The organism is Kitasatospora sp. MBT66 (assembly GCF_000710405.2).
Taxonomy (GTDB): domain Bacteria; phylum Actinomycetota; class Actinomycetes; order Streptomycetales; family Streptomycetaceae; genus Kitasatospora; species Kitasatospora purpeofusca.
Genome location: NZ_JAIY01000003.1, coordinates 1010851 through 1037034, shown reverse-complemented (window position 1 = coordinate 1037034; position 26184 = coordinate 1010851). Strand labels below are relative to the sequence as shown.

Sequence of the window (26184 nt, the reverse complement as noted above, 5' to 3'; positions counted from 1 at the left end):
GGACGGCGGGCGCCGCGCTGGCTGTCGCGGCGCTGGTGACCCCGCTGCTGCTGGTCGGCACCGGCAGCGCCGCCGCCGACGCGGACCCGGCCCGCAACGGGGCGAAGCTGGCCGCCCGGCTGATCGCGGGCAGTGACGCCGACGACGCCTTCGGGACCCTGGAGGCGTTCCAGCGGTTCGCCGACCGCAACGGCGGCACCCGGGTGGCCGGCGCCCGGGGCCACGAGCAGTCCGCCCAGTACGTCTACGACCAGGCCCGCCGGGCCGGGCTGAAGGTCTCCAAGCAGGAGTTCGAGTACACCTTCTTCCAGGCCCTCTCGGAGAAGTTCGCCGTCGTCTCCCCGCAGGCCGAGGCGGTGCCGCTGAAGGCCATGACGTACTCGCTCAGCGGCCCGGCGGGCGGCATCACCGCCCCGCTCGCGGTCGTCCCGGTGGACGACACCACCGGCTGCGAGGCGTCCGACTACGCGGCCGGCGCCTTCACCGGCAAGGTCGCGCTGATCAAGCGCGGCGGTTGCAGCTTCGCGATCAAGCAGGCGGCCGCGGCGGCCGCGGGCGCCGCCGCCGCCGTCGTGTACAACAACACCGACGCCGAGCTCAGCGGCACGCTGGTGGAGCCGGACGCCGGGCGGCTCCCGGTCGGCAGCACCAGCAAGGCGGCCGGCGAGGCCCTCGCCGCCAAGGCCGCCGCCGGGCCCGTCACCGTCAGCCTGGACCTGCGCACCTTCATGGAGAAGCGCAAGACCTGGAACGTGCTGGCCGAGACCCCGGGCGGGGACCCGAACAACATCGTCATGGTCGGCTCCCACCTCGACTCGGTGGTCGAGGGGCCCGGCATCAACGACAACGGCTCCGGTTCGGCCGGCATCCTCGAGGTCGCCAAGAACCTCGGCACCCGGCCGGTCAAGAACAAGGTGCGGTTCGCCTGGTGGTCCGCCGAGGAGTTCGGCCTCAAGGGCTCCGAGGCGTACGTGAACTCGCTGTCCGAGGCCGAGAAGAAGAAGATCCGGCTCTACCTCAACTTCGACATGATCGCCTCGCCCAACTCGGCCCAGTTCGTCTACGACGGCGACGACTCCGACCACGTCGGCTCGGGCCCCGGCCCGGCGGGCTCCGCCCAGATCGAGCGCCTGATCACGGACTTCTTCGACGACTGGAGCGTCCCGCACGAGGGCACCGACTTCACCGGCCGCTCCGACTACGGGCCGTTCATCGAGGCCGGCATCCCGGCCGGCGGCACCGACACCGGCGCCGAGGTGATCAAGACCGCCGACCAGGCGGCCAGGTACGGCGGCACCGCCGGGGTCGCGTTCGACAAGTGCTACCACAAGGCCTGCGACGACCTGGACAACCTGGACCTCGCCGCCTTCGACCTCAACATCGACGCCATCGCCAACGCCGTCGGCCGCTACGCCTGGGACCTCTCCTCGCTGACCGCGCCCGTCGCGCCGAAGCAGACCGACGGCCAGGTGGGCAGCGGCGGCGGCCTCCAGGAGAGCCACGCACACGAGGTCGCGTCCTGACCCGTCCCGAACCGGCCCGAACCCGGGCCTGACCAGGCCTGATCCCGCCTTCGGCCCCGCCCCGCGCTTCTCGGGGGCGGGGCCGCGGGCTTGTCGGGCGGGCGCCGGTCCCGGGCGATCGGGGGTCCGCCGGGTGCGCGGAGCGGCGGCCTGACACCATGGACGGCGAGAGCACGACACCGTGACACCCTCGGAGGAATCAGCACCATGAGCAGCAGCACGCACTACGACGTCGTCGTTCTCGGGGCCGGTCCCGGCGGTTACACCGCGGCTGTGCGCTCCGCCCAGCTCGGCCTGAAGGTCGCCGTCGTGGAGTCGAAGTACTGGGGCGGGGTCTGCCTGAACGTCGGCTGCATCCCCTCCAAGGCCCTGCTGCGCAACGCGGAACTCGCGCACATCTTCACCAAGGAGGCCAAGACCTTCGGCATCAAGGTCGAGGGAACGGTCACCTTCGACTACAGCGAGGCGTTCAAGCGCAGCCGCACCGTGGCCGACGGCCGCGTCAAGGGCGTCCACTACCTGATGAAGAAGAACGGCATCACGGAGTACGACGGCCGCGGCACCTTCGTCGACGACCGCACCCTCCAGGTCGCCCTGAACGGCGGCGGCTTCGAGGTCGTCACCTTCGACCACTGCATCATCGCCGCCGGTGCCAGCACCCGGCTGCTGCCCGGTACCAGCCTGAGCGACCGCGTGGTGACCTACGAGGAGCAGATCCTCACCGAGGACCTGCCGGGCAGCATCGTCATCGCGGGCGCCGGCGCGATCGGCGTCGAGTTCGCCTATGTGCTGCACAACTACGGTGTGCAGGTCACCATCGTGGAGTTCCTCGACCGGATGGTGCCGCTGGAGGACGCGGACGTCTCCGCCGAGCTGGCCAAGCAGTACCGCAAGCTCGGGATCCAGGTGCTCACCTCGACCCGGGTGGACTCGATCGACGACAAGGACCCGGCCGCCAAGGTCAAGGTCACCGTCACCGCCAAGGACGGGCAGCAGCAGGTCCTGGAGGCGGACAAGGTCCTCCAGGCGATCGGCTTCGCGCCGCGCGTCCACGGCTACGGCCTGGAGAACACCGGCGTCAAGCTCACCGAGCGGGGCGCGATCGCGGTCGACGGCCGGGGCCGCACCAACGTCCCGCACATCTTCGCCATCGGTGACGTCACCGCCAAGCTGATGCTGGCGCACGCCGCCGAGTCGATGGCCGTGATCGCGGCCGAGACGATCGGCGACGTGGAGACCATGGAGCTGGACTTCGCGATGATCCCGCGCGCGACGTACTGCCAGCCGCAGATCGCGAGCTTCGGCTACACCGAGGCGCAGGCCCGCGAGCTGGGTTACGACGTCAAGGTCTCCAAGTTCCCGTTCACCGCCAACGGCAAGGCGCACGGCCTCGGCCACCCGATCGGCTTCGTCAAGGTCATCAGCGACGGCACCCACGGCGAGCTGCTCGGTGCCCACCTGATCGGCCCCGAGGTCACCGAGCTGCTGCCGGAGCTGACGCTGGCCCAGCAGTGGGACCTCACCGTGCACGAGGTCGCCCGCAATGTGCACGCGCACCCGACGCTGGGCGAGGCGGTCAAGGAGGCGATCCACGGGCTGGCCGGTCACATGATCAACATGTGATCAGCCCGTTGAACGGCCGGGTCCGTCCGGCGGGGACCGCCCCGCCGGACGGACCCGTCGTGTTTCCCCGGCGGCTGTCGCCCTCGCCCCGGTCAGAGCGCCGGTGACGGCGGCCGCTCGAAGAAGGACTCCAGCACCACGGTCGCCCGGGTCCCGTTGACGCCCTCGATCGCGTACAGCCGGCGCAGCACGTCCTGGAGCTGCTCGGTCGTCGGCGTCCGCACCTTGACCAGCACCGACGCGGCGCCGGCGATGACGTGGGCCTCCTCGATCTCGGGGATCGCGGCGAACGCCCCGGCCGAATCGCCCATCCACGCCGACGAGTCGACCATCACGAAGGCCAGTACCCCGAGGCCGAGCGCCTTCGGGTCGACCTCCACCGTGGTGCGGCGCAGGACGCCGCGCTCGCGCAGTTTGCGCACCCGCTCGTGGGCGGCGGCGGTGGAGAGCCCCACGGCGCGGCCGAGTGCCGCGTAGGCCTGGCCCGCGTCCTGCTGGAGCAGCGCCACCAGGGCCCGGTCGGTGTCGTCCAGATTTTCGATCGCCATGGTGGAACCATACCTGGTTCTGTCATACTCATGATCATCAGAACCACGTTCGGCCGTTTGCGATAGGACATGAATGATGTCTGGTCAGATTGAGTTCGGGTTGTACGAGATCCTGGACGACCGCTTCCGCGCCTGCACCTACGGGGACACCCGGCTCGAGCAGCTCCACAGGGACTGCCGCTGGGCCGAGGGCCCGCTCTACGTGCCCGCCTGGCGGCAGCTGATCTGGAGCGACATCCCCAACGACCGGATCCTGCGCTGGGACGAGTCCACCGGGACGGTCGGCGTCCTCCGGTCGGCGGCCGGGCACAGCAACGGCAACACCCTCGACCGCGAGGGCCGCCTGATCACCTGTGAGCAGGGCAACCGCCGGGTGACCCGCACCGAGTACGACGGCACGGTCACCCTCCTCGCCAGCCACTACCGGGGCAAGCGGCTCAACTCGCCCAACGACGCGGTGGTCCGCTCGGACGGTGCGATCTGGTTCTCCGACCCGGACTTCGGCATCACCAGCGACTACGAGGGCCATGTCGCCGAGAGCGAGATCGGCGCCTGCAACCTCTACCGGATCGACCCGGACAGCGGCGAGGTCCAGCTCGCCGCCGACGGCTTCCGCGGCCCCAACGGGGTCCTGCTCTCCCACGACGAGCAGCGCCTCTACGTCTCCGACAGCCGCGCCGGGCACATCCGGGTCTTCGACATCCGCGAGGACGGCACCCTGGCCGGCGGCGGCGTCCACATCGAGGGCAGGGGCAGCCGCTTCGACAACATCCGCTTCGACCGCGACGGCCGGCTCTGGGCGGCGGCGTTCGAGAACGGCATCCACTGCTACGCCGAGGACGGCACCCTGATCGGCCGCATCCTCGTCCCCGAACCCGTCTCCAACCTCACCTTCGGCGGCCCGAAGCACAACCGCCTCTTCATCACCGCCACCACCTCGCTGTACTCGCTGGTGACCTCGATGACCGGTACCCACCGGGTCCCCCGCCACGCCTGACGCGGGACCGGTACGACGGCCCCCGGTGCGACGTTCCGCGTCGCCCGGGGGCCGTCGTCCTGCTCGCGCCGCCGCCGTCGTCAAGGTGCCGTCAAGGCGGGGCCGGTTCGCGTACGCCCCGCGTCAAGAGCCGGTGCGGACCCCCGCCCGTGGGGGTGGACTGGATCTGCGAGCGGGACCGACCGAGGCCCCCGCCGCGACCGGAAGGACGACGACCCGCCATGACCGAGTTCCAGGTGATCTCCGACGACCCCCGCAACCGCCGGCTGTCCGGCGCCGCCGAGGAGGCCCTGCTGCGCCGACTGCTGCACGGCACCGTCTTCGACCCCAAGGCCGGCGCGGCCGCCACGACGACGGCGGAGCGCGAGCCCGAGGAGCGCCGCGCGAGCTCCGCGCACTGCCGTCACGCGATGTACTACGAGGACTGACCACCCGTCGGCCGGCCCACCGCGCGCCGCCGACCCCGTCCTTCCCCTCCCGTTCCTCCCCTCCCGTCCTGTTCCGACCAGGAGCACCGTGTGACGACCACCCTGCGCACGCCCCCGTCCTCCCCGGGCCCCGAACCCGTCCGGTTCCCCCTGCCCCTGCCCGCCGCCGAGCCCGGCCCGCTCGGCAGCCCCTGGCCCGCTTCCGCCCGCCCCGGCCCGAACGGGGACCTGCTGATCGGCGGCGTCGGGCTGGCCGAGGCCGCCGACCGCTTCGGCACCCCGCTCTACGTCCTCGACGAGCAGGAGTTCCGCTCCCGCGCCCGGGCCTTCCGCCGTGCCCTGCCGACCGCCGAGGTCTTCTACGCGGCCAAGGCCTTCCTGTGCAGCGCGGTGGTGGACTGGGCCGCCGACGAAGGTCTCGGCCTCGACGCCTGCTCGGCGGGCGAACTCCGCCTGGCCGCGGCCGCCGGCTTCCCGCCCGAGCGCATCCTGCTGCACGGCAACGCCAAGACCCCCGAGGAACTGCGCCTCGCCCGCCGCCTGCGCGTCGGCCGGATCGTCGTCGACGGCGCCGCCGAGATCCCCCGGCTGGCCGCCCTGGCGGTCGCGGACGCCCCGCAGCGGGTACTGGTCCGGGTCCTGCCGGGGGTGGCCGCCGGGCACCACCGCGCGGTGCGGACCGGCGTCGACGGGCAGAAGTTCGGCTTCCGGATCGCCGGCGGGGACGCCGCCGACGCGGTCGCCCGGATCCTCGGCCAGCCCGGCCTGCGGCTCACCGGGCTGCACTGCCACCTGGGCTCCCAGATCACCGAGGCCGGACCCTACCTCGCCGCCGTCGACCGGCTCGTCGGACTCCTCGCCGAAATCCGCGACCGGCACGGCGTCGAGCTGCCCGAACTCGACCTCGGCGGCGGCTACGGCGTCCGCTACCTCACCGGGGACGCGGAGCTCGACCCGGAGCGCTTCGCCGCCGAGCTCACCGCCCGGCTCGCCGCCCGCTGCGCCGAACACGGCCTCGCCGTCCCGAGCCTGCTGGTCGAACCCGGCCGGGCGATCGCGGCTCCGGCCGGGGTGGCGCTCTACCGCGTCCTGTCGGTCAAGCGCGGCACTGACGGACGGGCCTTCGCGGCCGTGGACGGCGGCATGAGCGACAACCCGCGCCCCGCCCTCTACGGCTCCGCCTACCAGGTGCGGACGGTCGGGCGGCCCACCGACGGTCCGACCGCGACCTTCGACGTGGTCGGCCGACACTGCGAGGCCGGGGACGTCCTGGTGCACGGCGCCACGCTGCCGGCCGACCTGCGCCCGGGGGACCTGCTGGCCGTTCCGGCCGCCGGCGCCTACCAGCTCTCGATGGCCTCCGGCTACAACCTGGTCGGCCGGCCGCCGGTCGCCGCCGTGCGGGACGGGCGGCTGCGGCTGCTGATCCGGCGGGAGACCGTCGAGGACCTCCGCGCCCGCGAGGTCGGCCGCTGACCCGTCGGTGGCTGACCCCGTCGGTTGCCGACCCTGCCGACAGCTGACCCTGTGGACAACTGCCCCTGCCGACAGCTGACCCGCCGACAGCCGTCCGGCACGCCCGGCCCGGGAGCGGATCTGCCTCCCGGGCCCGGAAATCCAGGTGCGCCCGGGCCGACTCCCGCCGCACACTGGGCCGGTCACGCACCGTCGCCGCGAAGGAGCCCCGTGCAGGGAGCAGTCAGCGTCTCGCCCGCCCAGATCCCCGAACTGCTGCTCGGCCTGGCCACCGTCCGCCCGGTGTTCCTCTGGGGCGCCCCGGGGATCGGGAAGTCCTCCCTGGTCAGGGAGTTCGCTGAGGCGCTCGGACTGGAGTGCGTGAGCCTGGTCGGCACCCAGCTGGCCCCGGAGGACCTCATCGGCGTGCCGCAGCTCACCCCCGAGGGCCGCTCCCGCTTCTGCCCGCCCGAGCAGATCGCCCGCGACCAGCCCTACTGCCTGTTCCTGGACGAGCTCAACGCGGCGTCGCCGGACGTCCAGAAGGCCTTCTACTCGCTGATCCTGGACCGCCGGATCGGTTCCTACGAGCTGCCGCCCGGCTCGATCGTGATCGGCGCCGGGAACCGTGCCACCGACGGCGCGCTCGCCCGCCCGATGGCGTCCGCACTGGTCAACCGCATGGTCCACGTGCATCTCCGGGCCAGCGCCGAGGACTGGCTGCGCTGGGCGGGCGTCGCCGGCATCCACCCCTGGATCGTCGACCACCTCACCGACCGGCCCGACCACCTGTGGTCCGCGCCGCCCAAGACCGAGGAGCCGTTCTCCACCCCGCGCGCCTGGCACATGCTCTCGGACGCGCTGCACTCCTTCGGGCCCACCCTGGACGAGGGGACGCTCAAGGTCGTCGCCCACGGGCTGCTCACCGCGCAGCACGCGATCGCCTTCTGCGGCTACGCGAAGATCGTCCGCAACTCCTACGGCCTGGAGGCGATCCTCAAGGGCGACGCGCGCTGGCCGCACCGGGTGGAGGACCGCGACCTGCTCTACTACCTGGCCGACGCCTTCCGCGGCCGACTCGTCAAGGAACTGCCCGCGCAGAAGGAGCACGCCTCCGGGGCGCAGCGGCAGACCGCGTTCCGGGCGAAGTCGCTGCTGGTCCAGCTGGCCGAGATCTCGGTGGAGGTCGCTCGGACGGTGATCGCCGACGGTGCGGACGGCAACCCGGTGCTGCCCGCCTGGTTCCTGATCGAGGCCGCCCGGGACATGCCCCGGCTGGTCGAGGCCCGCCGGTGAGGCGCACCGCCGGCCCGCGGGTGAAGCCCGTCGTCGAGGTCCGCCGGTGAAGCGCACCGCCGAGGTCCGCCGGTGAAGCGCACCGCCGAGGTCCGCGGGTGAAGCGCGCCCAGGCCGACCGGAGGGAGCCGGACCCGGGCACCGAGGCCTTCGCGGAGGGCGTCCGGCTGCTCCGCCGCAATCCGGCCCTCGCCGCCCTGCGTGCCGACATCTGCCGCACCGAGAACTGCGACACCGCCCCGCCGGACGGCTGGGCGGTGGCCGACTCCAACGGCACCCTGCACGTCAACCCGCGCCGCCGGGCCGAACCCGAGGAGTGGGCCTGGGTGCTCGCGCACGCCCTGCTGCACCTGGGCCTCGGCCACCTCCCGGGCGCCCGCGGCACCCGGACCCCGCCCGACGCCTTCGAGGCCGCCGCCCGCTGCGCGGTGGTCAACCGCTTCCTCGCCACCTTCCCGGTCGGCCGCGCCCCGGTCGCCCTCCCGCAGGAGTACCCGGGCGGCGGCGAGGAGGAGTTGGCCGCCCGATGGCGCCGCGACGGCCTGCCCGCACCCGCGGTCGCCGGGACCGCCGGGACGGCCGGAACCGCCGAGCACGACCAGCTGCTGCTGGAGTGGCGCGGCCACGGGCCGCCCGAGGACTGGACGGTGGAGTTCGCGGCCGCGCTCACCCGTACCATGTCCGCCGCCATGGACCGGGCCGGCGGCCGGTTCGACGCCGAGACCGGCGAGCGCCTGCCCGAGCGGCCCTGGAGCAGGGCGCTCAACTGGTTCGTCTCCTCCTACCCGCTGCTCGGCGTCGTCGCGGCCGGCCTCACCGTGGTGGCCGACGCCGAACTGGCCCGGGCCCACGACATCGCCGTGGCCGCCGTCGACAGCGAGGCCGGGGAGATCTACGTCAACCCGCTGCGCCGCTACTCCGACGAGGAGTGGCGGTTCGTCCTCGGCCACGAGATCCTGCACGCCGCCCTGCGGCACGGCGAGCGCCGCGGCGGCCGGGACCCGTTCCTGTTCAACGTCGCCGCCGACTACGTCATCAACGGCTGGCTGCTGGAGATGGGTGTCGGCGAGATGCCGGACGGGCTGCTGCACGACCCGCAGTTGAAGGGCCTGTCGGCCGAGGAGGTGTACGACCGGATCGTCCGCGACCGGCGCCGGATCCGCCGCCTCGCCACCCTGGCGGGGAAGAACCGACCGGACATCCTCGGCGAACGGCTGGGGCCGCCCCGGGACTTCGTGGACCTCGACGACTTCTACCGGCGCGGCCTCCAGCAGGGCTTCGAGCTGCACGGGCGCGAACGCGGGCTGCTGCCGGCCGGGTTGGTGGAGGAGATCCGCGCACTGGCCCACCCGCCGCTCCCGTGGGACGCGCTGCTGGCGCGCTGGTTCGACGAGTTCGTGCCCCGGCCGGAACCGGTGCGCAGCTACGCCCGCCCCGCGCGCCGGCAGTCCGCCACGCCGGACATCCCCCGGGCGGGCCGCCACCACCCGGAGGAGGAGGCGCCGCGCTGCACCTTCGGGGTCGTCCTGGACACCTCCGGTTCGATGGACCGGACGCTGCTCGGCAAGGCGCTCGGCGCGATCGCCTCCTACGCCGCCGCCCGGGACGTGCCCGCGGCGCGGGTGGTGCACTGCGACGCCGCCGCGCACGACGCCGGGTACCTCCCGGTGGAGGAGATCGCCGGGCGGCTCCGGGTGCACGGGCGCGGCGGCACCGTGCTCCAGCCGGGCATCGACCTGCTGGAGCGGGCGGAGGACTTCCCTCCCGGGGCACCCGTGCTCGTGATCACCGACGGCGAGTGCGACGTACTGCGGCTGCGCCGCGAGCACGCCTTCCTCGTTCCGCGCGGTGCCGCACTGCCGTTCACGGCGCGCGGGCCGGTCTTCCGGATGAGCTGAGGTCCGCCGCACCGGGCCGCACCGGGCCGCACCGCATCGGGCCGGACCAGTGGCCCGGCCCGGTGCGGACGGAGGGTCAGCCGACCGGCCAGCCGTCCACGGTGGTGACGGTGCGGTGGTAGGGGCCGTCCGGGCCGGTGCTGCGGTAGTCCTCGGTGGCGGTGCCGGTGCGGACGGTGGTGTCGCCGTCGTGGCGGTGGGCGGTCGGGCGCAGGGTGTGGTCGACGGTGCTGCGTTCGGTCACCCGGGCGCCGGTCGCCGTGGTCGCCTCCCGGTGCTGGCCGAGTTCCATGGCGGTGGTCTGGTCGGTGTTGCCGGCCGCGTCCTGGGTGTACCGGTAGGTGACGTCGAGCGGCTGGCTCTCGTGCACCGTGCTGGTGCGCCGGGGGCCGGAGCCCCAGGTGGCGGTGGAGCGGGTGAGGTCGGTGCGGTTGTGCAGGGTCAGGTCGTTGCCGTTGGCGCGGAAGCGCTGGGTGGAGCCGAACACGAGGTCGTCGCGGACCTCGGTGGTGACCCGGCCGTGCGAGGTCTGCAGCCAGCCCCGGGCGAGGTCGTGCCGGGCGGCGGTGACCGTCCAGTCGCCGCTGCCGCCGCCGTGGTCGCGCTGGGCGGTGGTGGTCGCGGCCTCCGGGGCGACCCGGTAGTCGGTCAGCTGCCCGGTGGTGCGGGCCGCGCCGTGGTCGACCTCGGCGAAGAGGTTGACCTGGCCGGTCCAGAGGTCGTTGCTGCGGGCCTCGGCGGCGTTGACGGCGATCGCGACCCGGTGCGGGCGGCCGTCCACCAGCAGCCCGGCGTACGGGGTGAGGTCCAGCCGGTAGGCGGGCAGGTCGAAGGCGAAGACGCCCGGGGTGGGCCGCCACAGCAGCGGGTCCCAGCCGCCGGTGTAGATCACGGGGTAGGGCCAGACCGCGCCGACCACCCGTCCGTCGACGCTGAGCCGCAGTTCGCGGAACGGGCCCTGGCCGCAGACGCCCGTCCCGGGGTTGGCGCGGGCGAACTCCTCGGGCGCGGAGGCGTAGGCGAACTCCTCGCAGGCGCCGCCGCCGCGTGCGTACACCTCGGCGGTCAGGCGTTCCAGGTTGGGCGGGAAGGTGAGGTCGGTGCCTGCGCTCGGTGTGGCCCGGTCGAGTCCGAAGGGCCCGGTGGTGAGCAGCCGGTCGGCGGTCCTGGCGGCGGGCCAGTGGGCGGAGGCGGTGTAGAAGGTCAGGCTCGCGGAGATCCGGAAGACGCCGGTGTAGGTGTCGTCGGTGACGTTGGCGAGGTCGAGCGCGAAGGGCTGAGGTCCGGCGGCGAACAGCGGCGCGTAGCGGGTGACATCGCGTTCGAGCGCCCACTCGATGCCGTCCTTGGACGGTTCGGGGGTGGAGGAGAGCAGGACCTGCACGCCGCCGACCCGGACGGTGAACAGCCGGTCGAACTGCCGCCCGGCGACCTGCCCGTGCAGGTCGAGCACGACGGCGGACCAGGGGCCGGCGCAGTCGGCGGGCGGGGTGACGGTGGTGTTGTACGGCGTGTCCGGCGGGTTCCCGTAGCCGTTGCGGAACGGCTGGTCACGCATCACTTCGACGGTGCAGGAGCGGGTGTCGGGCCGGGTGAGCGGCTTCGCCGCGGTGAACGGGTCGTGGTAGTCGGTGCCGAAGTCGGCGTGCGCCGGTCCGGCGGCCGTCAGTGCCCCGGCGAGGGCGAGGAGGACGGCGGCGGCCGTTCGGCCGGCTCGTCGGATCAGTGGATGGACGGCCAAGGGGGGCCCTCTCCCGGCCGACCGGAGGGTGGGGCGAGGACGGTCGGCGCGTAGCTCGTCGGACGGTTCCGGCATCCTCCCGAGCATGGCATGCAAGCGTCAAGCGGTAGGCCGGGCCGTGGGAAGCGCGCCGGGACGCGGGGAGTGCCCCGGCGCGGTCCGGCACGGTCCGGGAGGCAGGATGGCCCGGTGACCGACATCATCCTCAACCTCTGGCGGCAGCACCTCGGCACCGTGCCCGAGGAGGTGTGGGACCGCACCGATCTGACGGTCCTGATCCTCGCGGACACCGGCATCACCGAAGTCCCGCCCCGGATCGGCCGACTGAACCGGGTGCGGACCCTCGACCTCGGGCACAACCGGATCTCCGCCGTCCCGGCGGAGCTCGGCGACCTCGCCGGCCTCACCGACTTCCTCTACCTGCACGACAACGCGCTCACCGGACTCCCGGCCGCCCTCGGCCGGCTCACCGCGCTCCGCTACCTCAACATCGGCGAGAACCGGATCGCCGAACTCCCGTCCGAGATCGGCGCGATGACCGGCCTGGTCGAACTGCGCGCCCAGCACAACCTGCTCACCGCGCTGCCGGACTCGCTCGGCGGCCTGCGCGCGCTGCGCGAACTCTGGCTGCGCGGCAACGCGTTGACCGGCCTGCCGGACTCCTTCGCCGGGCTCGCCGAACTGCGTGAACTCGAGCTCCGCGAGAACGCGCTCACCGAGGTGCCCCCGGCCCTGGCCGGCCTGCCCCGGCTGCGCCGACTGGACCTGCGCGGCAACCGGATCACCGCGCTGCCGGACTGGCTGGCCGACGGGGCGGCGGGGCTGCCCGCGCTGGAGAAGCTGGACCTGCGCTGGAACCCGGTCGAACCGGCGCCGTCACTGCTCGCCGCCCTGGCGGCACGCGGCTGTGAGGTCCTGCGCTGAGACCGGGCGGAAAACCGTTCGCCCACCGCGGCGTTCGGCTGTAGCGTGGACGGCATGAAGCGCGCTGCAGCCGTCCTCACGACGACGCCGGAGAGAGTCCCGGCGCGCTGACTGCTGACTGAGTCCGAAGCCCCGGGGCGAGTGCCCCGGGGCTTCGCCGTACCCGTCCACTCGCCCGCACCGCAGAGTGGAGACCCCCGTGAACAGCCACCCGATCGCCCCCGACGCCGGCCCCGGCGCCGCATCCGATGCCGGCCCCGACGCCGCTCCCGTCCCCGTCCGCGCTGCCGGCCCCGACGGCGACCACCGCCGGCTGGGCCGCGCGCTCGGACTCTTCGACACCGATCCGCTGATCGGCTCCGGCCTCCCGTACTGGCTGCCCGACGGCGCCGCGATCCGGCACACCCTGGAGGAGTTCGTCCGCGACCGCGAGCGGCGCGCCGGATACCGCCATGTGTACTCGCCCGTCCTCGGCAAACGCGAGCTGTACGAGATCTCCGGCCACTGGCAGCACTACCGGGACGACATGTTCCCGCCGATGGACCTCGGCGCCGAGCAGGTCGTGCTGCGCCCCAGCCTCTGCCCGCACCACGCCCTGATCTACCGCTCACGGCCCCGCAGCCACCGGGAGCTGCCGCTGCGGATCGCCGAACTCGGCGGCATGTACCGCTCCGAACTCTCCGGCGTGCTCGGCGGGCTGACCAGGGTGCGGGCGATCCAGCTGAACGACGCGCACGTGTTCTGCACTCCCGACCAGGCCGCGGACGAGGCGGTCGCCGCGCTGGAGCTGATCGGCGAGGCGCACCGCGCGCTCGGCATCCGGCCGGTCCGGTACCGGCTCTCGCTGCCGGGCGAGGGCGGCAAGTACGTGGCGGACCCGGCGCTCTGGGAACGGGCCACCGCGCTGCTCACCGAGGTGCTGTCGCGCTCCGGCGTGCCGTTCGAGGCGGTGCCGGGCGAGGCCGCGTTCTACGGGCCGAAGATCGATGTCCAGATCGCCGACGCGGCCGGGCGCGAGTCCACCCTCTCCACCGTGCAGATCGACTTCCACCAGCCGGAGAGGTTCGGGCTCCAGTACATCGGGCCGGACGGGGCGAAGCACCGCCCGGTGATGGTGCACCGCAGCGTCATCGGCAGCGTGGAACGGGTGGTCGCGCACCTGATCGAACTGTACGGCGGGGCCTTCCCCGCCTGGCTGGCACCGACCCAACTGGTGCTGCTGCCGCTGACCGAGGGCGAGCGGGCGCTGGCCGGGCAACTGCGCGAACGCTGCCTGGACCTCGGGCTGCGGGCCGAGGTCGCCGGGCCCGAGCGCGGCAGCCTGGGCGCGCGGATCCGCGAGGCCCGGCTGGTCCCGTACCAGGCGGTCGTCGGCCCGCGCGAGGCGGCGGACGGCCGGCTCGCCCTGCGCCTGCGCGACGGCCGGCGGCCGGAACCGCTGCCGGCGGGGGAGGCGCTGGCCCGCATCCGCGCGCTCGTCGGCGCCTGCGCCGAGGAGCTGTGGGACGAGCCGGGGGAGAGCCGGGGCGGTTCCGCCGGCTGACACCGGGTGAGCCCGGGTGGCCGCCGCCGGATCGCCCCGGACGCAGTCGTACACATACGACTAGCGGCGCGCGCGGTGTGTCGGCCGGGCCGCCCGGCGCACCCGCCGTTCGAATGGGGGCGGCGGCCACCGTCCCCGGCCGCCGCCGTCCCTCAGTCGAGCTCCTCCGGAGGTACCCCATGCGCCTCGCCCGCCGAATCGTCGTCACAGCCCTGACGGCCGGGCTGACCCTCGGCGGTGTGGCGGTCGCCGCCCCCGCCACCGGCGTCACGCTGCGCCCGCTGCCGGTCCCGGACTCCCGGTACTGCACGGCCGCGGTCGGCCACACCCCGGCCGCCGCCCGCCAGATCAGCCCGCTGCACGGCCGGACCTGCTCGGCGCTCTACCACCTGGACGCCCCGCGCTAGGGTCCCGTCCTCGGACCCCCGCCTGCCGCGCGACGCTCCTCACCCCGACCGGCGGCACCCGCAACGACAGCGCCCCGTCTGCCCTGCCCGCCCTGCCCGCCCTGCCCGCCCCGTCCGCCCCGGACGGGGCGGTGCCGTTTGCCGCCGCCGAGCGGTCTCGACCGAGAGCCCGTCGAGTGCGAGTGAGTCTCCTCGGCGTTTCGTCAGTTCCGTGCTTGTGATCGTTCTTTTCTCGCCTCCGGCAGCCGGGTGCTGAATCCGGATCAGTCCGCCGGAGCGGCACGGGCGGACCGGCGTCGGCCGTGACCTGCGTCTTCAGGAAACGTTCAGCCTGCCTCGGCCATGCTGGCCGCGCCACCCGATCGCACTGGCGCGCGAACGCCGCGCAGCCCCTGGGCCCGGCAGCCCGTTGCGGGGCCGCCGCCCGGCGATAACGGCGGTGCAGGCAGCGGTCCGGCCCGGGCTGCGGGACGGCGCCCGGGCCCCTCCTCCGAGCGGAACGGGAAAGACACGATGCGAAGCGAACAGCGGGCCTGTGCGGCGGGTGTCCGGTGATCAGCTGGTTCCACGCGGCCGTCCTCGGCCTGATCCAGGGGCTCACCGAGTTCCTCCCGGTCTCCTCCAGCGCCCACCTGCGGGTCTTCTCCGCGCTGCTGGGATGGGACGACCCGGGCGCCGCGTTCACCGCGGTCACCCAACTCGGCACCGAGTCCGCGGTCCTGATCTACTTCCGCAAGGACATCACCGCGATCGTCTCCACCTGGATCCGCTCGCTGTGGACGCCGGAACTGCGCCGGGACCCGAATGCGCGGATGGGCTGGTTCGTGATCGTCGGCACGCTGCCGATCGCGGTCCTGGGCAAGCTGTTCCAGACCACGATCGAGACCCAGTTGCGGGACCTGCGGATCATCGGCACCACGCTGATCGTCTTCGGCCTGGTCCTGGCGGCCGCGGACCGCAGCCGGGCCGTGCGCAGTGCCCGGCGGATCGACTCCCTGACCTTCCCGCACGCGCTGGTCTACGGTGCCGCCCAGTCACTGGCGCTGATCCCGGGTGTCTCGCGGTCGGGCGGCACGATCAGCGCGGGCCTGTTCCTCGGCTACAGCCGGGAGGCCGCCGCGCGCTACTCCTTCCTGCTGGCGATCCCGGCGGTGCTCGCCTCGGGCGTGCTCGAGCTGTTCAAGATCGGGGAGGGCCCGGCGCCCGCCTGGGGACCGACGATCCTCGCCACGCTGATCGCCTTCGCGGTCGGCTACGCGGCGATCGCCTGGTTCCTGAAGTACATCTCGCACCACAGCTTCCTGCCGTTCGTGGTGTACCGGATCCTGCTCGGCGGCCTGATCATCGGTCTGGTCACCGCCGGGGTGCTCGCCCCGAACGCCGGCACGGTCCACTGACCCGCCGGCCCGGCCGCCGGGCCGGGTCAGTACGACTGGAGCTCGATCAGCCGGCCCTCCGGGTCGCGCAGATGGGCGGTGCGCAGCCCGGGCCCCCACTCGGGGCGGTCGGTGGGGCCGACGACGGAGCCGGCGCCGTGCCGCAGGCAGAGGTCGAACGCCTGCCCGACGTCCTCGACCCGGAACACCAGCATGGTGCCGTCCTGGGCGGCGGCCGGTTCGGCGGGCAGTGCGGCGGTGCCGACGGTGGCGGCCAGCAGGCTCCGGTCGAACAGCGACAGCACTGCCTGACCGTCGAGGTCCCAGGTGGCGTAGGGGCCGTCGGGAGTGCCCTTGACCAGGGCGGCGCCGGTCAGCGGGGTCAGTACGGCCCGGTAGAAGCGGAAGCAGGCGGGGAAGTCGGCGACGAGCAGGCGGTGGTACAGGGCGTCCATGGTGAGGGCTCCTCGCCTCGGGTGAAGGTGGTTGGCGACGCGAAATCATAGGTCTGCACCCACTATAGGGCCGCACCCTAGACTTCTCCCATGGCCCCAGAGGAACCCGGCTCCACCGCTCCCGCTCCCGCCGGTCCGTCACCCGCGGGGGCGACCCCGCCGACCCTGCTGGACCTCAGTACCTACCTGCTGTCCCGGACCGGGAAGGCGGCCCGCTCGCGGCTCGCCGAACGCCTCGCCCGGCGCGGACTGCGGCTGTGGGACATGGCGGTGCTCGCCGCGCTGGCCGACTTCGGCCCGCACGCGCAGCGGGACCTCGTGCGGCGGCTGGGGGTCGACGCCAGTGACATGGCCAAGGTCGCCGACCAGTTGGCCCTCGCCGGGTACGTCGAGCGGGCCCGGGACGCCGCGGACCGCCGTCGGCTCTCGGTCACCGTCACCGAGGCCGGCCGTGCGCTGCTCGCCGAACTGCGGGCCGAGGCGCTGGCCGTGCAGGACGAGGTGCTGGCGCCGCTGAGCGGGGCGGAGCGGCGCGTCCTGCACGAGCTGCTCGCCCGGGTCCACGCGGAGCTGCCGGGCACCCCGTGATCCGCTGCGGTCCGCCGTGCCGCCCGTGTACCGCCCGGCAGGTCCGGGCTGCCGCCTGACAGCAGCAGCCCGGACAGCGGCAGGTTCCACTCCCGTCCTCCACTCGCGTCCTCCAGGAGCGTGCGGAGGCCCGGTGCGGGAGCTCCCGGCCGGGTGCGGGCGGTTGCGCGGTTCGGGTTCGGCGCCCGACCCGTCCCGGCCCGGCGTGTCAGTGCCGGCTGCGATCCTGTGCGGCATGGACGACGAGACCTTCTGGGCGCTCATGGACGAGCTGAGCCGTCGCCCCGGCGGCCGCCACGAACGGCTGGAGTGGCTGCGCGGGGCGTTGCGGTGCGGTTCGGCGGCGGAGGCAGTCGAATTCCAGGCCCGTCTGGAAGCCGCGTGCGCGGCGGTCGCCACGGGCGCACTCTGGTCGGCGGCGGACCGGATCGAGGGTGGCCTGTGTTCCGACGACGGCTTCGACTACTTCGCGCTCTGGCTGGTGGGCCAAGGGCAGGAGACGTACCGGGCGGTGCTCGCCGCCCCGGACGCCCTCGCCGACGTTCCCGAGGTGCGGGCCCTGGTAGGAAGGCCCCTGCGGGAGTGGCGCGACGAGGAGTGGCCGGAGTGGGAGGAACTCGACTATGCGGCCCAGGAGGTCTTCGGCGAGTTGACGGGTCGGCAGGGCGACAGCCCGGAGGCGTTCTACGAGGCCCTGGACGCCGTCCGGGGGACATGGGCGGACCCCGAGGAGGACAGCGCCACCGTAGCGGTCGCGGCGAGGACCGGAACACCCCGGCTCGACGCCCTCTTCCCCGCAGAAGCCGGCTCCTGACCGCCGACGCGACGTCTGCGCAGGGGGCATGCCCGACGCCGACCCCCGCGGGCGCGGGGACGGCATCCTACTAATCGGTCCAGCGGACCGGGTGTCCGGACGGGTCCGTGGTGAGCCAAGTGCCGTCGCCGAGGGGGTGGATGTCGTAGGGATCCCTCCCATGTGCGTCGAAGTCGCCGCGGACCCGGCCGGAGCGCGCGTCGACGCGGTAGTGGCGGAACCATTCCTCCTCGTCCTCGGTCTGGCCGACGACGGTGACGATGACGGTGTCCGGGTCGAGATGGCCGCCGGACCATTCCAGACAGGCGTCGGCCGGCTCGTGCCCGAAGGCGTCGACCGAGAGGGTGAACACCACCTCGCCCTCCGGGAACGCGTGGACGGCCATGTCGCCCTGGTCGTGGTTGACGGTCATGAACCGGTGGCCGTCCGGCGACAGGTCGATGAGGCACCGGTCGTCCCAGGGGTACTGGAAGAGGTCCAGCCCGGTCCCGGTCAGCGAGGCGCGGTAGACGGCCGTGCCGTCCTGTCCTTCTCCCACGTTGAGGAGGACCTGGCCGCTCGCGGCGTGCGGCAGTTGCACTCCGCCGTGCCCGGCGGTCCGGAGGTCCGCCTGCGCGGTGACAGCGCCGGAGCCGGCGTCCAGGGCGACCCACTGGTCGGGGCGGCCGCGGCCGGCCATGACGTCGGGGCGGTAGACCCAGAGCACGCGTCCGTCCGGCGACAGGACACAGCCGGGTCGGTGTGCGAACTGCCGGGCCGACCCCGGTTCGAGTCCGGACCTCCAGACCTCGACGCCGTCCGGTGCCACGCACACGACCGCGTCCGGTGTCGTGCCGTACAGACGCCGAAGGTCGGCGGCAACGGCGTGGTCGACGACGTCGTCCCCGGGAGCGGGCGACCAGACCAGGACGGGCGACAGCCGACCCAGGTCCTCGGCGGCCAGGTCGTAGGCGCAGATGCGTCCGTCCACGAGCCGCGTGATCATCCGGCGGGGGTGTCGTGATCCAGTCATGCCCGGAGGCTAGCGTCCCCGGCGGACCCGGGAGGTCACGGGCCGATGCGGCGAGGCCCCGGGGGAAGTTCCTGGCGGTCGAGCGGCAGCGGGCGCCGGGCGCCGGCGAACTCGCGGGCCCAGCGCGGCAGGTCGAGGACGCCCTCGACCCGGGCCACCAGGGTGCCGGTGCGTTCCGCGTGGATCATCGCGCCGTCACCGGCCCAGAGGCCCACATGGTGCAGCGGCGCGTCCGGGCGGGAGAAGAACAGCAGGTCGCCGGGGAGCAGTGCGCTCCGGTCCACCGGGGCGGAGCGGTGGAACTGGGCGACCGTGTAGTGGCCGAGCTCCACCGCTCCGCCGCTCGCCCGGTACCAGCAGTGCAGCGACAGGCCGCTGCAGTCGAAGCCGATGGTGCTCTCGCCCAGGCACTGCCCGTCCAGGTAGCCGTTCTCCTCGTCGCAGAAGCCGAGGCTCGGGCCCAACCGGTCGCCGCCGCCCCAGGCGTACGGCACGCCGATCTGCGCGGCCGCCACGGCGGCGACCCGGAGGCCGAGCGCGAGCCCCCCGTCCTCCTCGCGGGGGCGGGCGGCGGCGGAACCGGCCCCCAGCGGGGCCAGGGCGGCCCCCAGGGCGACTCCCAGCAGCCCGCGGCGGCCCCAGCCCCCGGTGGTGTGCGGAAACGGCACGGCAGCCCCCTCGGTCGTCGGCGAACCACCAGGATCCCGGTTCGGGCTCCCGCACCGCCATCACCCGCAGAGGTGAATTCCCGGCCGGCGGGGCCCGGGGCGTCCGGGGCGGCGCGGTAAATCGATTGACGGTCAGGGCCCCGGCTTCGAACGATGGCTCCGACAGGACCGAACGACCGTCCGGGAGGCACCCATGAGCAGCGCCGTCAGGCTGATCCGCAACCACCGGCTCACCCAGGCCGTCGACTACGCCTACGCGGCGGCCGTCGACGTGCCGGTCCGCTCGCTCTGGCTGGCCGGCGCCTGTCCGCTGGACACCGAGGGGCGCACGGTGGCCGTGGGCGACTACGCGGGGCAGGCCCACCAGGTGATGCGGAACCTGATCGCCGTGCTGGAGGGCGAGGGTGCCGCGCTCACGGACCTGGTGCGCACCACGGTGTATGTGGCCTCCTCCCGGCAGAGCGACCTGGTGGCCGCCTGGGAGGTCTACCGCGAGTACCTCGGCGCGCACGATGTGCCGAGCACCCTGCTGGGCGTCTCCGTGCTCGGGTACGCCGACCAGTTGGTGGAGGTCGAGGCGGTCGCGGTGCTGAAGCGGGAGGGGGAGGAGCTGGAGGTGGAGGCGGGGTGAGCTGAGCCGAGCGGGGGCCGGGGCGGGCGGAGCCGGACCCCTCCGGCCGGTCGCCGCCCGGGAGTTCGGCCGGAGTCGGCCCGGAGTGCGCCCGGGAGGCGGGCCGGGGAGCAGGTCCCCGCGTCGGTCCGGACCCGGGGTACGGGTCCGGACCGGACCGCATGGTCGGTATTCTCTGACAGCCCGTGTGCGGGCGCCCCCGCCGGGACGGCAGTAGGGGCGTTCCCGCGCCCCGGGTAAGATACGGGCTGTTTGGTTTTGTTTCGGTGCGGGTGTGGTGGGGGTGGTCGGGGTGGTGCGACAGGAACGGGCGCTGCGGACGCGGCGGCTGATTCTGGAGGCCGCGGCCTCGGTGTTCGACGAGTTCGGCTACGAGCGGGCGACCATCGGTGAGGTCGTGGCCCGGGCCGGGGTGACCCGCGGTGCCGTCTACTTCCACTTCGCCTCGAAGCGGGAGCTCGCGCAAGGGGTGATCGAGGGGCAGTTCGAGGCCGAGGCGGTCCCGGAGCGCTCCTGCAAGCTCCAGGAGTTCGTGGACACCGGCATGGTGGTCACGCATCTGGTGCCCATCGACCCGCTGGTCAGCGCGGCGGTCCGGCTGTCGGTGGACCAGGGCGCGGACAAGCAGATGGGCATCGACGCCGCGCCCGGCTGGATCTCCCGGCTGGAGCGGCTGCTGGTCGACGCGGGCGAGCGCGGCGAGCTGCTGCCGCACGTGGTGCCGGCCGACACGGCCGGGCTGATGACGGCCTCCTGGGTCGGCGTGCAGCTCCAGTCGCAGCGCTTCACCGGCCGCGCCGACCTGGCCGTCCGGGTCTCGACGCTGTACCGGCACCTGATGCCGAGCGTGGCCGTCCCCGGCGTGCTCGCCAACCTGGACCTGGCGCCGGACCGGGGCGCACGGGTCTACGCCGAGATGACGGCGACGCGGGAAGCGGCGGCACGTGAGGTGGCAGCGCGTGAGGTCGGGGAGGCCGCCGGTCCGGAGGGCTCCGGGGCCGACGTCGGCTGAGGCACTGTCACACCCCTTCGCCCGTAGCGCCGGTGACGCCGGTGGTGCGGGCGAACCATACGGCGCGTCCGGTTTTCCCGCCGGACCGCCCCTCCGGGCCGACTGCGGAGGGTAGCCGCCCCGGCCCCGTCAGTGCGGTCACGGGCGGCCGTCCAGGGCACGCAGCGCGTCCAGGACGTCCAGGCCGAGGTCCGGGTCGGCGTCCTCGGGCAGGCTGACCGAGACCCTGGTCGCCAGACCGGCGTAGCGGCGGTGGATCTCCCGGGCGGCCTCCTCGACGGTGCCCGCGACGGCGAAGGTGTCGAAGACCCGGTCGTCGATCAGCGCGGCCATCTCCGGCCACCGTCCGCGCAGCGACAGCCGGTGCAGTTCCTCGTGCAGGTCCTCCCATCCGTGCTGGGCCAGCACCGGGCGGTAGGCGGGCGTGGAGGCGTAGAAGGCGAGCCGCTCCCGGACGGACGCGCGGTGGGCCCGCAGTTCCTCCTCGGTGCGCCCGGTCGCGGTGAGCACGCTCCCGACGATCTCGAACGGCCGGCCGGTCCAGGCCGCGCCCGCCGCCTCGGCCGCCCCGCGCTCCTCGGCCAGCGCCGGCAGCACCTGCCCGGTCAGGTAGCCGACCGAGGTGAACGGGTGGCTGAGGAAGCCGTCGGCCACCGCCCCGGCGGCGCGCACCATCAGCGGGCCGACCCCCGCCAGCAGGATTCGCGGCACCCCGGCCGGGATCGGGTCGGGGGCGAACACCGGCGTCATCACCGTGTGGGTGTAGAAGTCGCCCCGGAAGCGCAGCCGGTCGCCGGTCTGCCAGCTGTGCCAGATCGCCCGCACCGCGTGCACGTACTCGCGCATCCGGGCGGCGGGCCGGTCCCAGGGCATCCCGAAGCGCTTCTCGATGTGCGGCTTGACCTGCGAGCCGAGTCCGATCACGGCCCGGCCGCCGGAGGCCGCGTGCAGGCCCCAGGCCTGGTAGGCGAGCGTCATCGGGGTGCGGGCGAGGGCGACCGCCACGCCGGTGGCCAGTTCGATGGAGCCGGTGCGGTCGGCGGCGCGGGCCAGCTGCAGGAACGGGTCGTAGGCGGTCTCGGAGACCACCAGCCGGTCCGCGCCCCGTCGTTCGGCCCGCTCGGCGGCGTCGAGGATGCCGGCCGGGTGCGCGGGGGCGAGGGCGTCGAGGAGGAGGGCGGGGGCCTGCGGGCGGTCCATGCGGTCGGGGCTCCTGGAGGGGCGGGCGGGCATCGTCGGGGCCGGGGTGCCGGGCGACGGTGGGTCAGGGGCGGGGCCAGGGGCGGCCGTCGAGGCGCTCGATGCCGGTGTTGAAGCGCCGCAGGAAGTCGGCGAAGGTCCGGACGTCCTCGGCGGGCCAGTCGGCCATCACCAGGTCGAGGGCGTGGGCGTGCGCGGCGCGGTCCTCGTCGAGGCGGCGTTCGCCCTCCTCGGTGGTGCGGAACTTGCGGGCCATCCCGCCGTCCGGGTCCGGGATCCGTTCGACCAGTCCGGCCCGGGTCATCGCGGCGGTCTGCCGGTTGAGGGTGGAGGCGTCCAGTCCGAAGGCGTCGCTGAGTTCGCCGATCGACATCGGGCCCTGCATCCGGATCCGGCTGAGCAGGATGTAGGCGCTGCGGTCGAGCCGGCTGCCCTCCGGCCGGGCGCCGGCCGGGCTCAGGTAGTGGTGCCGGCTGAGCACCATGTACTCGAACGCCACCTCGTCCGTGGGCCCGCTCATGATGCCGTCCTTCCCGTCCCTGGTTCCGGGGCGCTGACCTGCGGTGTTTGCGCACAGTATCGCAGGCGGTCGCCCATGGTGGGTGATGTGCACGATACATATCATGTGTACTGTGCATATGAACGCACCTCCTGCCCCGGAATCGAGGAGCCCCCGCTCATGGCCGCCCCACAGACCACCGCCCCCGACCGGACCAGGGGGGTCGTCGCCACGCTCGCCCTCACCGGTACGGTGGCCGCGATCATGCAGACCCTGGTCACCCCGCTGATCGGCGAGCTGCCGAAGATCCTCGACACCTCCCCCTCCAACGCCTCCTGGGTGATCACCGCCACCCTGCTCTCCGCCGCCGTGTTCGTGCCGATCAGCGGCCGCCTCGGCGACCTGTTCGGCAAGCGGCGGATGCTGCTGGCCTGCTGCGCCCCGCTGCTGCTCGGCTCGGTGATCTGCGCGCTGACCTCCTCGGTGCTGCCGATGATCGCCGGGCGCGGCCTCCAGGGCATGGGCATGGGCGTGGTGCCGCTCGGCATCAGCCTGCTTCGCGACGTCCTGCCGCCCGAGCGGCTCGGTTCCGCGATCGCCCTGGTGAGCGCCTCGATGGGCATCGGCGGCGGCCTCGGCCTGCCGATCTCGGCGGCCGTCGCCCAGTACGCCAGCTGGCGGGCGCTGTTCTGGGGCGCGGCCGTCCTCACGGTGGCGGTCGCGGTGATGATCCGCCTCCTGGTCCCCGCGCCCACCACTCGCCCGGCCGGCGGACACTTCGACGCGGTCGGGGCGCTCGGCCTCGGCGCCGGCCTGGTCTGCCTGCTGCTGCCGGTCTCCAAGGGCGGTGACTGGGGCTGGACCGACGGGACGACGCTAGGCCTGTTCGCGGCCGCGGTGGTGCTGCTGCTCGCCTGGGGCGCCTGGGAGCTGCGCCTCGCCGAGCCGCTGGTCGACCTGCGGGTGACCGCCCGGCCGAGGGTGCTGCTGACCAACGCGGCGTCCGTCCTGGTGGGCTTCGGGATGTACGCGCAGGCGCTGATCGTCCCGCAGTTGCTCCAGCTGCCGGCGGCCACCGGGTACGGCCTGGGCCAGTCGATGCTCGCGATGGGGCTGTGGATGGCGCCGTCCGGTCTGATGATGATGGTCGTCTCTCCGCTCGGCGGCCGGCTCTCGGCGGCGCGGGGTCCCAAGTTCACCCTGGTCGCCGGCGCGCTGGCGATCTCGGCCGGGTACGGGCTGTCGATGCTGCTGATCGGGTCCACCTGGGGCGTGCTGGTGGTGACGCTGATCTGCAACGCCGGTGTGGGCCTCGCGTACGGCGCGATGCCGGCGCTGATCATGAGCGCCGTGCCGCTCTCCGAGACGGCCTCGGCGAACAGCTTCAACAGCCTGATGCGCTCGCTCGGCACCTCGGTCTCCGCGGCCGTGGTGGGTGTCGTGCTCGCCCAGCTGACCACCACCGTGGGCGGGCATGTGCTGCCCTCCGAGACCGGCTTCCGGGTGGGCCTGCTGATCGGCTGCGGGGTGGCGCTGGCCGCCGCGGCGGTGGCCGCCACCGTCCCGGCGCCGCCGGCCCCGGCGGTCCAGGAGTCCGCCGCCGTCCAGGAGCCCGCCGGGGCCGCCGGGCCCGCCCCGGTCCAGGACGGCACCCCGGCCTGATGTCCGATCGGGCCTGACCCCGGGTCACGCTCCCTGCCCGCTCCGCCGCTCGCCGCCCCGCCGCATCGTCCGCGGCGGGGCGGCGGAACCGGGTGACGGGGGGTGGTGCTCTGCGTAGACTCGGTCGCCTTCTGCCCGGACGAGTCCTGGAGCCGTTGCCATGACCCCGCCCCCGCCCCCTCCCGCGCCCGCTCCCGCTCCCAGCATCAGCGCCGGCAGTACCTCGGTGCCGCTGCTGGAACACACCATCGGCGTCGCGCTCGACCGCGCGGTGGCCGCGTTCCCGGACCGGGAGGCGCTGGTGGACCTGCCGAGCGGGCGCCGCTGGACCTACCGGGAGCTGGCGGCGGAGGTGGACCGGCTCGCGCTCGGACTGCTGGGCCTCGGTGTCGGAGTCGGCGACCGGGTGGGCATCTGGGCGCCGAACTGCCCCGAGTGGGTGTTCACCCAGTACGCCACCGCCCGGATCGGCGCGATCCTGGTGACCGTCAACCCGGGCTACCGCTCGCACGAGGTCGAGTACGTGCTGCGGCAGGCGGGGATCCGCACGGTGGTCGCCGCGGCGGGCTTCAAGACCTCCGACTACGCGGCCATGCTCGCCGAGGCGGGCCCGCGCTGTCCCGGCCTGCGGGACGTGCTGCTGATCGGCTCGCCGCAGTGGCGGGAGCTGGCGGCGGCGGGGGAGCGCGGCGACCGGGAGCGGCTGACGGCCGTCGGCGCCGGACTCGGTGCCCACGATCCGATCAACATCCAGTACACCTCGGGGACCACCGGCTTCCCCAAGGGCGCCACCCTCTCGCACCACAACATCCTCAACAACGGCTATTTCGTCGGGGAGTTGTGCGGCTACACGGAGGCGGACCGGATCTGCGTGCCCGTCCCGTTCTACCACTGCTTCGGCATGGTGATGGGGAACCTGGCGGCGCTCTCGCACGGCGCCTGCGTGGTGGTCCCGGCCCTGGCCTTCGACGCGGCGGCCACCCTGCGCGCGGTGGCGGCCGAGCGCTGCACCTCGCTCTACGGCGTGCCGACCATGTTCATCGCCGAGCTGAACGACCCGGGCTTCGCCGAGCACGACCTGTCGAGTCTGCGCACCGGGATCATGGCCGGCTCGCCGTGCCCGATCGAGGTGATGAAGCAGGTCGTCGACCGGATGGGCATGCGGGACGTCTCCATCTGCTACGGCATGACCGAGACCTCCCCGGTCTCCACCCAGACCCGGGCCGAGGACCCGCTGGAGCGCCGGGTGTCCACCGTCGGCCGGGTCGGCCCGCACCTGGAGGTCGCGGTGGTCGATCCGGAGACCGGCCTGACCGTGCCGCGCGGCACCCCCGGCGAACTCCGCACCCGGGGCTACTCGGTGATGCTCGGCTACTGGGACCGGCCGGAACGCACTGCGGAGGCGGTCGACGCCGAGGGCTGGATGCACACCGGCGACCTCGCGGTGATGGACGAGGAGGGGTACCTCAACATCACCGGCCGGCTCAAGGACATGGTGATCAGGGGCGGCGAGAACATCTACCCGCGCGAGGTCGAGGAGTTCCTGCACACCCACCCCGACATCCTGGACGTCCAGGTCGTCGGCGTCCCCGACGTCAAGTACGGGGAGGAGCTGATGGCCTGGATCCGGCCGAGGCCCGGCGCGCCGGAGCTGACGGCGGAGACGCTGCGCGAGTACTGCGCGGGCCGGATCGCGCACTACAAGGTGCCGCGCTACGTGCACCTGGTGGAGGAGTTCCCGATGACGGTCACCGGGAAGGTCCGCAAGGTGGAGATGCGGGAGCGGGCCGTCGAACTGCTGGGCCTGGCCGACGCGGCGGAGGTCGAGCACGCCTGAGCGCGGGGGTGCTCCCGTGGCCCGTTCGGGGCCCCGGGAGCACCCGG

At 73.8% G+C, this 26184-nt stretch carries 24 protein-coding genes; 17 read left to right on the top strand and 7 right to left on the bottom strand.

Annotated elements, in window-relative coordinates:
- The first annotated feature begins 17 nt into the window (after positions 1–17).
- Together BI06_RS06575 and lpdA are read left to right on the top strand one after the other, a co-directional pair.
- Positions 18–1523, top strand: a complete 1506-nt coding sequence (locus BI06_RS06575) for a M28 family metallopeptidase (RefSeq protein WP_043466380.1) — start codon at positions 18–20, stop codon at positions 1521–1523.
- Positions 1524–1730: 207 nt separating this feature from the next.
- On the top strand, positions 1731–3146 hold the full coding sequence (gene lpdA / locus BI06_RS06570) for a dihydrolipoyl dehydrogenase (RefSeq protein ID WP_030397681.1): 1416 nt from the start codon (positions 1731–1733) through the stop codon (positions 3144–3146).
- 92 nt (positions 3147–3238) lie between these two features.
- Here lpdA and BI06_RS06565 read toward each other — a convergent pair whose 3' ends face one another.
- Positions 3239–3679: an Lrp/AsnC family transcriptional regulator gene (locus BI06_RS06565; protein WP_043466377.1), complete on the bottom strand. Its 441-nt coding sequence runs from the start codon at positions 3677–3679 to the stop codon at positions 3239–3241.
- 91 nt (positions 3680–3770) lie between these two features.
- On the opposite strand from BI06_RS06565, the gene BI06_RS06560 reads away from it, so the two are divergent.
- The 5 genes from BI06_RS06560 to BI06_RS06540 all read left to right on the top strand — a co-directional run bounded on the left by BI06_RS06560 (position 3771) and on the right by BI06_RS06540 (position 9768).
- Entirely contained in the window at positions 3771–4691 is a 921-nt protein-coding gene (locus BI06_RS06560; RefSeq protein ID WP_043465661.1) for an SMP-30/gluconolactonase/LRE family protein, read from the top strand.
- A 221-nt stretch (positions 4692–4912) separates the two neighbouring features.
- Positions 4913–5119, top strand: a complete 207-nt coding sequence (locus BI06_RS06555; RefSeq protein WP_030397684.1) for a hypothetical protein — start codon at positions 4913–4915, stop codon at positions 5117–5119.
- Between the two features lie 90 nt (positions 5120–5209).
- Positions 5210–6595 (top strand): diaminopimelate decarboxylase, encoded by a 1386-nt coding sequence (gene lysA / locus BI06_RS06550; protein ID WP_369826049.1) that lies wholly within the window; start codon positions 5210–5212, stop codon positions 6593–6595.
- 210 nt (positions 6596–6805) lie between these two features.
- Entirely contained in the window at positions 6806–7870 is a 1065-nt protein-coding gene (locus BI06_RS06545; protein ID WP_043465657.1) for an ATP-binding protein, read from the top strand.
- A gap of 98 nt (positions 7871–7968) precedes the next feature.
- Complete coding sequence (locus BI06_RS06540; RefSeq protein ID WP_043465654.1) at positions 7969–9768, top strand: hypothetical protein; 1800 nt, start codon at positions 7969–7971, stop codon at positions 9766–9768.
- Positions 9769–9844: 76 nt separating this feature from the next.
- Here the strand turns inward: BI06_RS06540 and BI06_RS06535 are convergent, their stop codons facing one another.
- The gene (locus BI06_RS06535) at positions 9845–11509 is read right to left on the bottom strand and encodes a peptide-N4-asparagine amidase (protein ID WP_051740319.1); all 1665 of its coding nucleotides are present in this window, start codon (positions 11507–11509) and stop codon (positions 9845–9847) included.
- A 189-nt stretch (positions 11510–11698) separates the two neighbouring features.
- Between BI06_RS06535 and BI06_RS06530 the strand changes: the two genes are divergently transcribed.
- The 4 genes from BI06_RS06530 (at position 11699) to BI06_RS06515 (ending at position 15780) form a co-directional block, all read left to right on the top strand.
- The gene (locus tag BI06_RS06530) at positions 11699–12433 is read left to right on the top strand and encodes a leucine-rich repeat domain-containing protein (protein ID WP_043465651.1); all 735 of its coding nucleotides are present in this window, start codon (positions 11699–11701) and stop codon (positions 12431–12433) included.
- Between the two features lie 199 nt (positions 12434–12632).
- Positions 12633–13976 carry a threonine--tRNA ligase gene (gene thrS, locus BI06_RS06525; protein ID WP_304440870.1) on the top strand — a complete coding sequence of 448 codons (1344 nt, stop codon included), beginning with the start codon at positions 12633–12635 and terminating at the stop codon, positions 13974–13976.
- A 179-nt stretch (positions 13977–14155) separates the two neighbouring features.
- Positions 14156–14383, top strand: a complete 228-nt coding sequence (locus BI06_RS06520; protein ID WP_030397691.1) for a hypothetical protein — start codon at positions 14156–14158, stop codon at positions 14381–14383.
- Between the two features lie 554 nt (positions 14384–14937).
- Positions 14938–15780, top strand: a complete 843-nt coding sequence (locus BI06_RS06515) for an undecaprenyl-diphosphate phosphatase (protein ID WP_043466367.1) — start codon at positions 14938–14940, stop codon at positions 15778–15780.
- A 26-nt stretch (positions 15781–15806) separates the two neighbouring features.
- Here BI06_RS06515 and BI06_RS06510 read toward each other — a convergent pair whose 3' ends face one another.
- Positions 15807–16214 (bottom strand): VOC family protein, encoded by a 408-nt coding sequence (locus tag BI06_RS06510; RefSeq protein ID WP_043465649.1) that lies wholly within the window; start codon positions 16212–16214, stop codon positions 15807–15809.
- A gap of 90 nt (positions 16215–16304) precedes the next feature.
- On the opposite strand from BI06_RS06510, the gene BI06_RS06505 reads away from it, so the two are divergent.
- On the top strand, positions 16305–16802 hold the full coding sequence (locus BI06_RS06505) for a MarR family winged helix-turn-helix transcriptional regulator (protein WP_082558300.1): 498 nt from the start codon (positions 16305–16307) through the stop codon (positions 16800–16802).
- A gap of 235 nt (positions 16803–17037) precedes the next feature.
- On the top strand, positions 17038–17616 hold the full coding sequence (locus tag BI06_RS06500) for a DUF4240 domain-containing protein (protein WP_043466363.1): 579 nt from the start codon (positions 17038–17040) through the stop codon (positions 17614–17616).
- Between the two features lie 70 nt (positions 17617–17686).
- Here BI06_RS06500 and BI06_RS06495 read toward each other — a convergent pair whose 3' ends face one another.
- Both BI06_RS06495 and BI06_RS06490 read right to left on the bottom strand, forming a co-directional pair.
- Positions 17687–18628, bottom strand: a complete 942-nt coding sequence (locus BI06_RS06495) for a hypothetical protein (protein ID WP_043465647.1) — start codon at positions 18626–18628, stop codon at positions 17687–17689.
- A 35-nt stretch (positions 18629–18663) separates the two neighbouring features.
- Positions 18664–19296, bottom strand: coding sequence for a C40 family peptidase (locus BI06_RS06490; protein ID WP_051740318.1), 633 nt, complete (start codon positions 19294–19296; stop codon positions 18664–18666).
- A gap of 193 nt (positions 19297–19489) precedes the next feature.
- On the opposite strand from BI06_RS06490, the gene BI06_RS06485 reads away from it, so the two are divergent.
- A complete protein-coding gene (locus tag BI06_RS06485) occupies positions 19490–19927 on the top strand; it encodes a RidA family protein (protein ID WP_051740317.1) in 438 nt (145 codons plus the stop codon).
- A 292-nt stretch (positions 19928–20219) separates the two neighbouring features.
- On the top strand, positions 20220–20939 hold the full coding sequence (locus tag BI06_RS06480) for a ScbR family autoregulator-binding transcription factor (protein ID WP_051740380.1): 720 nt from the start codon (positions 20220–20222) through the stop codon (positions 20937–20939).
- A gap of 138 nt (positions 20940–21077) precedes the next feature.
- Here BI06_RS06480 and BI06_RS06475 read toward each other — a convergent pair whose 3' ends face one another.
- Complete coding sequence (locus BI06_RS06475; protein WP_043465643.1) at positions 21078–22139, bottom strand: TIGR03617 family F420-dependent LLM class oxidoreductase; 1062 nt, start codon at positions 22137–22139, stop codon at positions 21078–21080.
- 64 nt (positions 22140–22203) lie between these two features.
- Positions 22204–22659 carry a MarR family winged helix-turn-helix transcriptional regulator gene (locus BI06_RS06470; protein WP_030397701.1) on the bottom strand — a complete coding sequence of 152 codons (456 nt, stop codon included), beginning with the start codon at positions 22657–22659 and terminating at the stop codon, positions 22204–22206.
- 159 nt (positions 22660–22818) lie between these two features.
- Between BI06_RS06470 and BI06_RS06465 the strand changes: the two genes are divergently transcribed.
- Both BI06_RS06465 and BI06_RS06460 read left to right on the top strand, forming a co-directional pair.
- Positions 22819–24300 carry an MFS transporter gene (locus BI06_RS06465; RefSeq protein WP_043465640.1) on the top strand — a complete coding sequence of 494 codons (1482 nt, stop codon included), beginning with the start codon at positions 22819–22821 and terminating at the stop codon, positions 24298–24300.
- A gap of 160 nt (positions 24301–24460) precedes the next feature.
- Complete coding sequence (locus BI06_RS06460) at positions 24461–26137, top strand: AMP-binding protein (protein ID WP_051740316.1); 1677 nt, start codon at positions 24461–24463, stop codon at positions 26135–26137.
- Positions 26138–26184: the final 47 nt, after the last annotated feature.

What these genes read in the sequence shown, in the direction of transcription:
- lpdA (WP_030397681.1), top strand. Translation starts at nt 1,731, where the DNA reads ATGAGCAGCAGCACGCACTACGACGTCGTCGTTCTCGGGGCCGGTCCC.
- BI06_RS06560 (WP_043465661.1), top strand. Translation starts at nt 3,771, where the DNA reads ATGTCTGGTCAGATTGAGTTCGGGTTGTACGAGATCCTGGACGACCGC.
- BI06_RS06555 (WP_030397684.1), top strand. Translation starts at nt 4,913, where the DNA reads ATGACCGAGTTCCAGGTGATCTCCGACGACCCCCGCAACCGCCGGCTG.
- BI06_RS06520 (WP_030397691.1), top strand. Translation starts at nt 14,156, where the DNA reads ATGCGCCTCGCCCGCCGAATCGTCGTCACAGCCCTGACGGCCGGGCTG.
- BI06_RS06510 (WP_043465649.1), bottom strand. Translation starts at nt 16,214, where the DNA reads ATGGACGCCCTGTACCACCGCCTGCTCGTCGCCGACTTCCCCGCCTGC.
- BI06_RS06505 (WP_082558300.1), top strand. Translation starts at nt 16,305, where the DNA reads ATGGCCCCAGAGGAACCCGGCTCCACCGCTCCCGCTCCCGCCGGTCCG.
- BI06_RS06500 (WP_043466363.1), top strand. Translation starts at nt 17,038, where the DNA reads ATGGACGACGAGACCTTCTGGGCGCTCATGGACGAGCTGAGCCGTCGC.
- BI06_RS06495 (WP_043465647.1), bottom strand. Translation starts at nt 18,628, where the DNA reads ATGACTGGATCACGACACCCCCGCCGGATGATCACGCGGCTCGTGGAC.
- BI06_RS06485 (WP_051740317.1), top strand. Translation starts at nt 19,490, where the DNA reads ATGAGCAGCGCCGTCAGGCTGATCCGCAACCACCGGCTCACCCAGGCC.
- BI06_RS06475 (WP_043465643.1), bottom strand. Translation starts at nt 22,139, where the DNA reads ATGGACCGCCCGCAGGCCCCCGCCCTCCTCCTCGACGCCCTCGCCCCC.
- BI06_RS06470 (WP_030397701.1), bottom strand. Translation starts at nt 22,659, where the DNA reads ATGAGCGGGCCCACGGACGAGGTGGCGTTCGAGTACATGGTGCTCAGC.
- BI06_RS06465 (WP_043465640.1), top strand. Translation starts at nt 22,819, where the DNA reads ATGGCCGCCCCACAGACCACCGCCCCCGACCGGACCAGGGGGGTCGTC.
- BI06_RS06460 (WP_051740316.1), top strand. Translation starts at nt 24,461, where the DNA reads ATGACCCCGCCCCCGCCCCCTCCCGCGCCCGCTCCCGCTCCCAGCATC.